Below are 12,735 nucleotides of genomic sequence, written 5' to 3'. Positions count from 1 at the left end.
CTGAAGATGGTTCATCCTAGTGTTGGAAGATCGCGATCAGTCGACGTTCAACTTGCGGGGGGGGCAAGAACGAAAGATTAGACAGAATAACTAGCACCGTCAAGAGCGTTGTGGTAAAAAGTGTATCTCATAGGTGCACAGATGTCTGAACCTGAAGCGATTCCCTATCGTATACGAATTGGTGCCACAGGTCATCGGAGGTTGGAGAACCCGGCAAGGTTGGAAGCGCTGGTCAAGAGCGCTATGGAGGCAGAGATAGGAGGACTGTTCCCAGAAACGTCGAGGGACAATATAGAGCGCGTTCGGGACGCAGGAACGACCGCGATCTCATTTCGAGTCTTAAGTCCCCTGGCTGAAGGAGCAGACCGCGTAGTAGTAAAGGCGGTGCTCGCCGAACCGGACGCGCGCCTTGATGTTGTTCTTCCCATGACACTCGAAGACTACCTCGAAGACTTTGCGACCGAAGAGTCCCGGAGTGAGTTTGAGGAGTTTCTTAGAAAATGCAGGAATCCAGTTTCACTGCGTTCGCGACGTATCCGAGATGACCGCCACGATTTGGGAGACCAAGCCGAGGTGCGTCGCGATGCATACTCCAAAGTTGGCGAGTTTGTGGTGGATCATTGTGACGTCCTCATTGCTATTTGGGACGGGGAAGCATCGCGGGGCCGGGGGGGCACTGCCGAGACTGTCCAGTATGCACTTGAGCAGAAACGGCCTGTTATTCGGGTTTGGGGAGAATCCTACGAATTGCTGAACCGTGAGAGCAGCAATGGGCTCGATGCCAGTGCGCTGAAGGGGATTGATCAGTTCAACCGTCTCTTTGTCGCGCCTGACGAGAAAGCACGCTATATAAAGAACCTCGATAAAAGCTATTTTGAAGAGCCGAATAGCGCATATGAAGTCCCAGCCAACGTGCGGGAAATCGTGAATGATTGTCTCTTTCCTCATTATGTTAGGGCATCGATTATGGCTAAACGGAGTCGCGACCAATTTCACCGGACCGGAAAGAACATTTATGTCTGTTCTGCGGCCGCGGTTGCTTTCGCCGCAGCCGCAGTTCTCATTGCGCCGATCGCGAAGCAGAAATGGGGTTTGACGGTCAGTTTGATGATTGAAGGGATGGGATTTTTAATCGAGCTAATGCTGTTGATCTTTATGCTTTGGACCTTAAACCAGGCACGCAGGAAACAGTCCCATCAAAACTGGATCGAGAATCGGTTTCTTGCTGAGCGTATCCGTTGCGGAGCTTTCATGGCCATCTGTGGCGTGGAGCCAAGCCCCATCCAAGTGCTTCCCTATATGGGCCATTCCCAGACGGTCAACGATTGGACGGTACGCGTGTTTGAAGAGATTTGGGACAGACTACCGCGGCTTCGACGGTGCACGGAGGAGGACTGCAAGCTTCTCAACCCTTATATTCGCGAGGTATGGATTGGAAAGCAGATGAGGTTTCACGAGGACAAGAAAAAGCTTGAATCGCATGCAAGGAAGCGTTTCGAATGGCTTGGCGCAAGCGTCCTCAAAATGACGATTGCGGCCGCGGTATTGCACATCTTGCTACTTTTCTGGGTTGCCAAGGATCCAGATTCCTCTAAGCAACTCTACGAAGGATTTCATGTTTTATTTTCGTTTTGCGCTCTATTGCTTCCAGCAGTCGCCGCATCGCTCGCAGGTGCGGAGGCGCATCGGGAACATCTGCGTCTGGAAAAGCGAAGTGCCAATATGGTTCCACAATTAGAGAGATTGGACCGACAGATGGCGTCAGCGACCGATCCGGAACGGTTTGAGAATCTGCTCCAGCAGGTTGACGAGATTATGCTGCGTGAGACACAGGATTGGCTGATGCTGATGAGATACGTGGAGATCAAAGCAAGCTGAGCTCCCCTACGCCTTCCGGAGCGGCGAATTCATTTGGTCGGATCTAATTGACGAGAATTGAACTCAATACCTATCGCACGAAAACTGGGATATAGTAATTCGCAACCGGACAAACCTGAGACTGAAGCACAGGCGAATGGCGCACAAGGTATTCATTTGTTACTCATCACACGATAAGCAAGTTGCGGATGCCGCGTGCGCGGTGTTGGAGGCGCAGCGCATTTCCTGCTGGATTGCGCCCCGTGACATCCTCGCCGGTGAGGAGTATGGAAAATCTATCCTCAGCGCGATCTCCTCTTGCCAGGTTGTGCTTCTGATTTTCTCTGCTCATGCCAATAGTTCTCCGCAGGTTCGGCGTGAGGTTGAAAGGGCCGTCAGCAAGGGAAAGATACTCGTTCCGTTTCGGATTGAAGAGGTGCTACCGTCTGACGCTTTAGAGTATGCGCTGGGTAATACCCATTGGCTGGATGCACTCACCCCTCCCCTGGAACGCTACCTTGTCCAGCTGTGCGATACGATTGGCCGGCTGATTTATAAGAAGAAGATTACTGAACCACCCTTATGGAAGCGAACGGAGACGCCAGCAAGCCCGGAGCTGAAGTCAGACCAGATTCATGAACCGCACACGAAGCCTTCTGCCGACCGAGCAACAGCGCCAACGGCGCCCGTGATTTCGGCGCCGGAGACGATCTCCGTCAATACCAATGCAGCAGTTGCGGCAACAAATGCGCGCGAATCGGCTCCGATCGAGCCGCGCAGAAGGCCGGATTGGACCCTCAGGCGAAGTTGGCTGATCATGTTCGTCCTCTTTTCAGGACTTCTCGTTTCAGCTGTATGGTATATGCGCCGACCGCTACCACCTCCACTTGTATCTCAATATCAGCAAATCACCATCGACTCACACCGGAAGGCATTTGTCGGAACCGATGGAACTAGGCTTTACTTCAATCGGTATGCCGACCCGCAACCGCTCGCGCAAGCATCTGTGTCCGGCGGGAAGATCGAGCCAATTCCTGTCACACTGCCCGATCCCTGGATGTTGGATATTTCTCCAGATGGCTCCACTCTGTTGATTCGCTCGACCGACGGACCAAAGCATAGCCTTTGGAGTATGGGGACCCTTGGAGGCTCGCTCCGCCACCTGACCGATGACAATGTGGGATACGCTGCGTGGTCTGCCGATGGGAAGCAAATTGCCTATTCGACGGTGAGCGGAGAAGTGAACGTGATGAGGAGCGATGGAAGTGAATCTCATCGGCTTGCGGGCATCGCGTCGACCGGAAACTTTTCCTGGTCTCTAGATGGCCGCTTCATACGTTATACAAAGGACCACCGGTACTGGGAAATGTCGGCAGACGGATCCAATTCCCATCCGCTCTTGCCTGGGTGGCATCCAAATGCATCCCTAAGCGACGGTCGATGGACTCCACAGGGCTTTTTCATTTTCGCATCACGGGAATTGAATTCTGGCGTCGTTTCCATACCAGAAGCTGCGTCTCAGCTCTGGCTTCTAGATGAACGTCATCGGTCGTTCTGGCAGGCGCCAGTAATGCCGGTTCAACTGACGTCGGGTCCTACGGGGCTAAGTAGGCCGGTTTCCAGCAAGGACGGATTGACGATTTTCGCCAGAGGAGTCGACCTTCACGGCGAGTTGGACAGTTATGACAGAAAGTCCGGTCAGATCCAGCCATATCTCGGAGGCATGTCAGCTGAGTCTGTCACATTCTCTTCGGACGGTCGATATGTGGCATATGTCGGTTTTCCCGAAGGGATCATGTGGAGGGCCAACCGAGATGGAAGCGACCCAATGCGGCTGACTGACCCTCCCTTATACCCTATTGGGCTCCGCTGGTCGCCGGACGGTAACCAGATACTATTCTGCGCACTCAATTCGGACGGACACACAAAGAGCTACACTATTTCCGCCCAGGGTGGTGCTCCGCAACCAATCCTTCCCGAAGATAACGGGACACAGAGTAATCCGAATTGGTCCCCCGATGGACATAAGATCCTGTTTTCTTCCGCTGAAGCCGGAGGATTAACGTCGGGCCCAGGACGGATCCTCGATCTCACTACTCATCAGGTTTCATCTGTCCCGGGTTCAGAGGGCACAAGATCGCCTCGCTGGTCACCCGACGGGCGATTTATTGCCGTGATCTTTGGCTTTAACGGCCTGAAGGTCCTGGACCTCGAGACAAAGCGATGGACCGTACTGGCAAAAGGACAGATTGGCTACCCCACGTGGTCGCGGGACAGCAAGTATATCTATTTCCTGCGATGGGAAGGAGACCGGGGGGTGTATCGAGTTCACGTTTCGGGTGGTGAAGTTGAACGCGTTGTTGATCTCAAGGGACTTCCTCTCACCGGAGTATTCAGATTCTGGATGGGTCTTGATCCGGACGACACACCGCTGCTGCTGCGCAATGCGGGAAAGGACGAGATTTATGCATTGAATCTCGCGGAGAAATAGATGCTTTGGATCGGAAGATAAACTAAAAGGACCGCGCTGGTGCGTCAGAATCATGAAGGCTATGACGTCTTGTTTCATCACAAAGTCATGATTCGTTCGTCCTAAAGCACCATCGCTTCGCGCTGTGATCGCCTCGGCGCGTGAAAAAATCCTGCCTCTTCTAAACCTCTAGTGGCGAAACGCCTCTCCGGAAGCGTTTCGGCTTGCGCATATGGTTGCATTTCAGATTGAAGTGGTTGAGCGGTAAGCGTGTTGTCTTCCCCTCTGGCGACTGGGTGAAGTTTGGGCTGACCATCGCCCCATGGGTCATTCAGAAGAAGTAGGGGCTGAGCGCCGGGTTCGCAGATGGCGGTCGGTTGCAGAGAAGCGACAGATTGTAAAGCAGACGTTGGAGCCAGGCGCAAGCGTGGCGTTGATTGCCCGGGCTCATGGTCTGAACGCGAACCAGGTTTTCAAGTGGCGGCGTGCTTTCGAACGCGGCGAGTTGGTCGATTCCGCGGCATCATCCACAGCTTTGCTTCCCGTCACGATTGCCGCTCCGAGGGAGCGAGAGGAGCCTGACGCCGAGCAACAACCGAGGACGTCCGGTTCTATCCATATCGAGTTTCCAGGTCGGGCGACGATCAGCGTGGAGATCGGCGCCGATGCGGCGCTGTTGCGTTCGATCCTTGAGAGTCTGCGCAAGTGATTGAACTCCGCACCGGGACGAAGATCTGGTTGGCTGCCGGGGTGACCGACATGCGGCGCGGCTTCGATGGTTTGAGTGCGCAGGTGCAGACGGTGCTCAACGAACAGCCATTCTCCGGTCACGTCTTCGTTTTCAGAGGACGCCGCGGCGACATCGTAAAAGTTCTCTGGTTCGATGGCGACGGTCTATGTCTGTTTTCCAAGCGTTTGGAGAGAGGTCGATTCATCTGGCCGCAGGCTAGTGAAGGAACAGTTTGCCTGACGCGTGCGCAGTTGTCGATGTTGCTTGAAGGGATTGATTGGCGTCGTCCGCGAAGGACCTGGACACCGGAGATTGCCGTGTGAGTGACGAACATGATTCCCCTGTATTCATGCGGGTTTTGCAGATGATTTCTTATTAACTTCATGGCATACTGCGGTCATGATTCCGGCTAGGTTGCCTGATCTTGACGGACTCGATCCTGAAGCGCTGAAGGCGCTGGTCATCGCCAAGCACTCGGAGTCGCTCGAACAGCATAAGGAACTCACTTCAAGCACACATCAGATCGAACATCTGAAGCTGGTCATTGAGAAGTACCGCCGGATGATCTTTGGCAGGAAGAGCGAGAAGCTGACCGGTGAACTCGAGCAGCTTGAGTTCCGTCTCGAAGAGTTGGAGACTGCACAAGCTGCTGAAGAAGCCGCAACCGAAGCAGCGCAACCCGCTTCGACGAGAACTGATTCGAAGCGTCGATCTCGTCCTGTACGCAAGCCTCTGCCAGAGGATCTTCCGCGTGAAGTGGTCACCCATCTTCCACCGCATACCTGCTGTCCCGATTGCGGCAGTGCGCTACGGCAGTTCGGTGAAGACGTCTCCGAGCAACTGGAACGTATTCCGGCAACCTTCAAGGTGATTCGACACGTGCGGCCGAAGTTCGCCTGTGCAGGTTGCGAACACGTCGTCGAGGCGCCCGCTCCTTCACGGCCCATCGACCGCGGACTGCCGGGTCCTGCTCTCCTGGCTCATGTGCTGCTGTCGAAGTATGGTGATCACCTGCCGCTTTATCGCCAGTCGCAGATGTATGCCCGCGAAGGTGTCGATCTGGATCGCTCAACACTGGCCGGCTGGGTCGGCGCAGCCAGTGAGTTGCTTGCTCCGCTTGTCGATGAGATCAGGAGGCACGTTCTTCGAGCATCGAAGATCCACGCCGACGATACGCCGGTTCCAGTGCTTGCTCCCGGCAACGGCAAGACCAAGACCGGCAGACTGTGGACCTACGTACGCGATGATCGTCCTGCAGGTTATTCCACTGCTCCAGCCGTGTGGTTCACTTACTCGGAAGACCGCAAGGGCGAACATCCGCGACGGCATCTGAAGGATTATGCGGGTGCACTGCAGGCGGATGCGTACTCCGGATTCCATCATCTTTACGGAGACGGCGCCATCTACGAAGTTGCATGCTGGGCTCATACCAGGCGCAAGTTCCACGACATCCATGTGGTGCATGCGTCACCTACTACCACTGAAGCCCTCACACGGATCGGCGCGCTGTACGGAATCGAGGAGCAGATCCGCGGCAAGCCTGCCGAACTTCGCTGCTCGATCCGCCAGGACCGAGCCAGGCCGCTACTCGACCATCTTCGCCAGTGGATGGAGAAGACGCTTCGGTCGCTCTCAACCAAGAGCGAGACCGCCAACGCGATCCGATATGCTCTTTCACACTGGCGTGCTCTGACACGCTACGTCGATAACGGCCTGCTCGAGATCGACAACAGTGCCGCCGAGCGGGCGCTACGAGCTGTTGCCATCGGACGGAAGAACTATCTCTTCATGGGATCTGATTCCGGAGGCCAGAGAGCTGCTGCGCTATACAGCCTCATCGGAACTGCCAAGTTGAGCGGAATCGATCCGGCCTTCTACCTGCGAACCGTACTGGAAAAGATCGCCGAGCATCCGATCAATCGCATCGAAGAACTCCTGCCCTGGAATATCGCCACCTCACTCAAGACCGACTCTTCCCAAGCCGCTTAGACCGACTCAATAAGTGTCCGCTTAAAAATAAGCGGACACTTGTTGGACACTCTCTTCCGGTCAAGATGGGAACTCCGAACGCTTACGTTGAGCGCTAGAATCAGGCGATCAGATCGAGGATCACGATGCCTGCCAAGTCCGTCAGTCGATGGCGCACAAGATGAGAAGTCGATACGTTCACCATGCCGGCCATCAAGTTGGCAGAAAGGCTTCGGCGAAAGTGACGTTTCGCATAGTCCATGAGGGCCGCTGCCAATCCGTCTGAATAGGGCTTAGTGAAGAATAAGAAACCCGATCGGCCACACCCTTTCGCTGCTATAGGTTGATCAGCCGAGACCAGTCATCGATTCGAAGGTCTCTAATTCTCTTTTGCTGCTGTCTGCTCGTCGACGCTATGTAGATAGACGGAAACGAGCTCGACTGAACGATCGAGCTCAAGTTGATCGTCCCTGACCTGCTTTCCGAGATATTGGGGGCCCCCCTCCACGATGAGAATCCGGCGAGCAAGTTCATCCGGGGTCAGACCATTTGCTACTCGGGGAGTATATTCCTTCAATAGCATCGTCTTGACATGAAGAGCTCTCTGATAGGCGAGAGTCTCGTTGGTCCGGTAGTAAACCCTCTTCTTTCTCACGAGCTTCGTCTGGTCGGCATGGCCGATCAGAAACAAAATGGGACTCTGGCCGGAGTCGATCCCTTCAAGGAGCAAGTCGGCACATTTGTCGGGAGCCTGTTTAAGCTCGCGTAATCCTAGATCCCCAATTTCATGTTCACCGCGAGCAAAAGAGGATACGGTGCAGGTAGAGGTAGCTAGCGCTGTAATGGCTTTTGAAGATTCAGTCTTCGTTCCCTCTTTTGATTCGAGGCTGGCGGCAAACATTGCAAGAACAAGGAAGATCAGGCTCGCGATCAAAGCGATCACGACTGGCCCTGCATGATTCAGAGCCTCCGTAAGCTTCGCGAAAGCTTCAAAAAGCTTGCTCAGATCTTCGATGGGAAGTCCCTCTTGTTGGGTTCTGCCTGCCCCGCCGCTCTGGGCGGCAGGACGCCGAAACATCTGCAAACCCAAAGCGACAACGAACAGGGCAAAAGAGATGCCGGACATCCAAAGGGCAACGATGGAGATGGTGTGGATCAATACCTACTCCTCCGGAGTGCTTACTTTCTTCAACAGAATTCGAATGCCTGCAATGTCTTGGGGAAAGCTCGTCATGTCTGAAAATTCAGCAATCAAGAACAACGCTTCATCAGGCCCCTCGCTTGACCGAAGCCATCCAAATAGGTCGCCTACGTCGTCTCGGCGGCTTCGGGCATATTGATCGACTTGTTGCCACGCCTGGTCCTCTACCATAGGTCAAATCACGGCCGACGAGAAACCACTCTGATTCCGGATTTCCTGCAATTGATAGTCAATCTGCTGGATGTAAGTAGTCATCCCCTTGCTGGCACCAATCACGTGCCCGATCAAATCTGTACTCTTCAGAGCCGGAGCACCTGAATCACCCTTGGCCGTAACGTGAGCAGTTGTCATATAGACGTGACCGCATGTGCAATTGGAAGAGGGCATCCACAGCCACTGCATCTGTCCCATGATTGTGGCGTTAATCATCTTGCCGCTTCGGCTCCGCACGGTTATCGAGTCTTTCGGGCCCGCTGTCGTTGTTCTTCCTATACGTTGCGACGACGCGACTGGCGCCGGAAGGCGAATGACAGCAACATCCGCTTGTGGTGTCTTGCCGTTGTTCGTTGGGTCGAGTGACAGGTCAACCGATCCATTGATACTGCCAACCTTAGCGGTGGAGCCTGCCGGCTTACCGACATGTCCAGCAGTGAGAATCCCGTCGTCGCCGTTGCCCCAATTGATTTGGACACCAGCAGTTCCGATCAGAGCCGCGGATACTGAATCGCCGGGAACTGCCTCGAATTCCGGTGGCGGGATATTGATGATTCGAGCGTTGCTGAGAATATCGAAGCCTCCTCGTATCGAGGCCTTCACCACCATGACCACATCGTCGTCTTCATGAAGCTTCAAAGAACGATTCGCTTTACCTGAGATCTTCAGGACCGCGGGAATCAATCCAGTTCCCTCGTCAACTATGCCAACCCCCATTACTCCGAAGCGCGCACCAAATGGCATTGAAGGATAGTCGGAAATTTCCCCGCGATGAGGACTGCTGTAACAGAACGAGCGTGGACCAAAATCGGGAGGACCGTCCAAAAGAGCTTGAGCCAACATCAAGGCATGCGCTACGGCCGAAGCGTCATCGCTAGTCTGGATCAGGTCTATCAGGCTCATGGATCCGGCTCATTAAGATCGTGGGGATATCTCGATACATGGATATTCGCCCAAAGTACTCGATATTGCAATCATCTTGTCATGATGGCGAGATGACCCACGTGGTGAGAGTCTACATGGATTGACGCTCACTATGCTTCGAACTGACATCTTACTTCTTGCTGTCGTCCACAAACCGCTAAACAGCGGCCTAAGCCTTCGGAAGTTTCAGGGAACAACGCGCATGCTTAAGCTCGCCGAAGCGAACGAGCGCACCTCTTTCGACGAGGTCGGCGAGATCGCGGGTTGAATTGAAAACCATAGAAATCATAGTTTTCCGGCTTAGAGCAATTTCAGTGGATTCGCCGTGGTACGTCGGCTTGGCGCAAGTAATTCTGTCACTCAAGCTGCAGGTAGTGAAGCAACCACGCAACAAAGGATCGCGTAATTTATTTAACTTAAATTGATACGTTCGATGGCTGTTTGTCACTACTATTTGTGGCAGTTTCCGACGTCTTATGGCGCCGCTTCCCATCATTACTACCGGTTGTCGCATAGGTCATGGGGAGGTTTTCCTCTGTGCCGATTTCAATTTCTACTCCAAAGTTGAAGGACGATCCGAGGAAGGTCTTCGCAGAGTTGGGCTTCGTCACCGCATCTGACCACCTGATTACGGTTTTGCGGCAGGCGACCCGAGCCGCTACGGTGAGTGACGTCACGATTCTTATTGACGGAGAGACCGGCACCGGAAAACAAATCCTCGCGAGAGCCATCCATCATCTGGATGCGAAAAGGGGACAATTTCCGTTCGTGACTGCCCATTGCAGCACGATCAGCGAATCGATAGCGGAGAGTGAACTATTTGGTCATCGTCGCGGAGCATTCACCGGAGCGGTTGCTGATCGGCCAGGGTTGTTCCAGGCTGCGCACCGCGGAACGCTTTTCCTGGATGATGTGAATGACCTTCCGATGGTGGTCCAGCCCAAGCTACTTGATGTAATCCAGCGCGGCGTGATGCGCCCGATAGGGTCTGACAAAGAGAGTTCAGTAGATGTCAGGATTGTGGCAGCAAGTAATAAACCCTTGGGCCCGCTGGTAGCAGAGAACCGGTTCCGATCCGATCTTTATCATCGCTTGAACGTGATCTCTCTGAAACTGCCGCCTTTGAGAGAGCGACCTCAAGACCTCGAATCGTTGATTTTGGCGTTCGCGATTCGCTATCGGCACATCTACGAACCTATTGTCGAAGTCAGATCCGACTTGCTTCGCTTTTTGCAGATGCAGCCTTTTCCTGGCAACGTAAGGGAGCTGGAAAACTCGGTTCTTCGCATGCTCTTTGAAAAAAGATGCGGCAGTGCCTTGGAGATGGGCGATTGGGCTGCACAGTCCAGTGACGCGGCTAGCAGTTCTCCCGAGCATTCATTGGGGCAGGCTGGAGAGAAGCTCTGGCAAGCCATCTCCACCCACAAGCTCCCATTTACTGAAGCAATCAGCCAACTGGAAAGACAGATACTTCAAATCGCCCTGCGAGATGGAGGCTCGACTCGCAAAGACATCGCAAATTGTCTGCAAACCAGTGAGCGCACGCTGTATCACAAGATCCGCGCCCATCATCTTAGTGACCGCCCGAGAGCCTGATAGTCCACTGCCAGCTTTTTCAGATAATCATCTAATCCTGCAGTTAGAAGAATTCTGTTCTGCAACTGAATGGAATTAGGCGAGATGGCTTGCCATCGTCTTACGGACGCCATCAACAGCTCAGGGCTACACTGCCAATCCCTTCACAGTTTCACGAATTTCCATCGCTGTACTTTCGTGGGAATGCTCGTGCGCTTCCGTTGCCAACCTTTTGAATCGAGACAAATAGCGCCACGTTCTAAGCACGAGCGAATCGTTTTTGCTTCAAGCTGCAAATTGGTCTTTAACGTGCACTATGTATCCGCGAATGACAGGAAGCTGCTTACGGAAAAGGGAAACAAAGTCAGGTTTCGCCGCGTGGATGTTTTTCTACCACACATCGACTGTCAGTTTGCAGATTTCAAAGCGACTGACGAAATGGAAGGGACTTTGATTGATTTTTCCGACTCCGGCAACAGGCTTCATGCGTTCGCGATAGTCGAGGTTGATCAGAAGCAAACAGTGATTATCCCGGTCGAAAAGCTCCGCTTGGCGACGGGCACCGACGGCTGACGAAATGACTGACACAAAAAACACGTGTTGAAGTAACCGAATTCAAATCCACAGAGGATAGAAACGAGGACGTCTATGGCATCAGTAGCCCTTCCGCCGACGGGTGGTACGCCGCCTACAACACCAGCAGGAACCTCACCCGGAGCAGCACCGACGCACCCGAGTGGAAGCTCATCGCAGCAACAGGCAGCAACCGGCGGTGACGATGGCAACAAGTCGCTGCATCAGAAAGGCCGAGGCAAAATCCCCTGGAGCAAAGAAGTCTGGGATCGCATCGACCAGGCAGTTGAAATGGAAGCAAAGCGCACTCGAATCGGCGCTCGCTTTCTACCCAAGAAGGCCGTGCCGCCAAAAACCACTAGCGTCCCTACTGACGCGTACAGCTTGAATGCGGTTGCAGGCGGAACTCCGATCCTGACCGTCGATGAAGGCGCGACGACTCGCCTGAACGAATACTACGTCGAGTTCGAGTTGACTCCTCAGCAGGTGGATCAGGAAGAGGGCGATTTCAAACAGCTGGGACACAGCACCGCCGTTACCCTAGCCACGAAAGCTGCAAACACGTTGGCGCAAGCCGAAGATCTGATCATCTTCCAAGGGCAGAACGCGATCACTGGCTCTGCACTGTTTACAAACAACCTGGTGCTGACTCTTGCGGGAAACCAGCCTGCAGACACAGGTTTGCTAGATTTTCCGAGTGGCGCGAAGGCTCCTGCTGGCGCGCCGGCGGTGACTGTAATTCCTGTACCTCCGCTGGGTCCACCAGTTCCGGGCGTGATCTACGGACCGAATACGTTTGAAGCCGTTGCTCAAGCCTACTCCGCGTTGCAAGCGGTCGGACACTATGGTCCTTATGCACTGGTACTCGAGACCATTCCATACGCCGACACGTATGCTCCGTTGCCGGCGACGCTGACGCTGACCGCCGACCGCATCAAGCCCCTGGTCACATCCGGCTTCTTTGGAACCGGAACCCTGCCGCCGAATCCTCCACCAGCGCCCGTCGCGCCCTACTTCGGTGTGATGGTCTCGCTCGGCGGAAACACTATGGATCTGGTCTGCGGGCTCGAACCAATCGTTGCGTTCATGCAGGAAGACACCAATGGAAATTTCCGTTTCAGAGTTTTGGAGAGGTTTGCTCTACGTATCAAGGACCTCACCAGTATCGTCGTACTGCAATTCAACTAAGCAGGCGGTTGCCGGCCGGCTGCTCTGTGCGAATGT

10 protein-coding genes are annotated in these 12,735 nt (G+C 54.1%); 7 read left to right on the top strand and 3 right to left on the bottom strand.

Going from position 1 to position 12,735, the window contains the following annotated elements:
- Positions 1-219 precede the first annotated feature (219 nt).
- From P8935_RS05115 to P8935_RS05095, 5 genes are all read left to right on the top strand, one after another.
- The gene (locus P8935_RS05115; RefSeq protein ID WP_348263918.1) at positions 220-1,878 is read left to right on the top strand and encodes a hypothetical protein; all 1,659 of its coding nucleotides are present in this window, start codon (positions 220-222) and stop codon (positions 1,876-1,878) included.
- A gap of 136 nt (positions 1,879-2,014) precedes the next feature.
- Positions 2,015-4,348: a TIR domain-containing protein gene (locus tag P8935_RS05110; RefSeq protein WP_348263917.1), complete on the top strand. Its 2,334-nt coding sequence runs from the start codon at positions 2,015-2,017 to the stop codon at positions 4,346-4,348.
- Positions 4,349-4,649: 301 nt separating this feature from the next.
- Entirely contained in the window at positions 4,650-5,036 is a 387-nt protein-coding gene (locus P8935_RS05105) for a transposase (protein ID WP_348263916.1), read from the top strand.
- Positions 5,033-5,380 (top strand): IS66 family insertion sequence element accessory protein TnpB, encoded by a 348-nt coding sequence (gene tnpB, locus P8935_RS05100; protein WP_348263915.1) that lies wholly within the window; start codon positions 5,033-5,035, stop codon positions 5,378-5,380. Before P8935_RS05105 ends, tnpB begins: the two co-directional genes overlap by 4 nt.
- A gap of 76 nt (positions 5,381-5,456) precedes the next feature.
- Positions 5,457-7,046: an IS66 family transposase gene (locus P8935_RS05095; RefSeq protein ID WP_348263914.1), complete on the top strand. Its 1,590-nt coding sequence runs from the start codon at positions 5,457-5,459 to the stop codon at positions 7,044-7,046.
- Positions 7,047-7,146: 100 nt separating this feature from the next.
- Here P8935_RS05095 and P8935_RS05090 read toward each other — a convergent pair whose 3' ends face one another.
- From P8935_RS05090 to P8935_RS05080, 3 genes are all read right to left on the bottom strand, one after another.
- Positions 7,147-7,287, bottom strand: a complete 141-nt coding sequence (locus P8935_RS05090; RefSeq protein ID WP_348263913.1) for a hypothetical protein — start codon at positions 7,285-7,287, stop codon at positions 7,147-7,149.
- Between the two features lie 117 nt (positions 7,288-7,404).
- Positions 7,405-7,968, bottom strand: coding sequence for a hypothetical protein (locus P8935_RS05085; protein WP_348263912.1), 564 nt, complete (start codon positions 7,966-7,968; stop codon positions 7,405-7,407).
- A 432-nt stretch (positions 7,969-8,400) separates the two neighbouring features.
- Positions 8,401-9,342: a trypsin-like serine protease gene (locus P8935_RS05080; RefSeq protein ID WP_348263911.1), complete on the bottom strand. Its 942-nt coding sequence runs from the start codon at positions 9,340-9,342 to the stop codon at positions 8,401-8,403.
- Positions 9,343-9,900: 558 nt separating this feature from the next.
- On the opposite strand from P8935_RS05080, the gene P8935_RS05075 reads away from it, so the two are divergent.
- Positions 9,901-10,959 (top strand): sigma 54-interacting transcriptional regulator, encoded by a 1,059-nt coding sequence (locus P8935_RS05075; RefSeq protein WP_348263910.1) that lies wholly within the window; start codon positions 9,901-9,903, stop codon positions 10,957-10,959.
- A 627-nt stretch (positions 10,960-11,586) separates the two neighbouring features.
- Entirely contained in the window at positions 11,587-12,699 is a 1,113-nt protein-coding gene (locus tag P8935_RS05070; protein ID WP_348263909.1) for an encapsulin, read from the top strand.
- Positions 12,700-12,735: the final 36 nt, after the last annotated feature.

This window comes from Telmatobacter sp. DSM 110680, from assembly GCF_039994875.1.
Taxonomy (GTDB): domain Bacteria; phylum Acidobacteriota; class Terriglobia; order Terriglobales; family Acidobacteriaceae; genus Telmatobacter.
The sequence above is the reverse complement of the archived record's forward strand: the minus strand, read 5'-3'. Positions and strand labels throughout refer to the sequence as shown.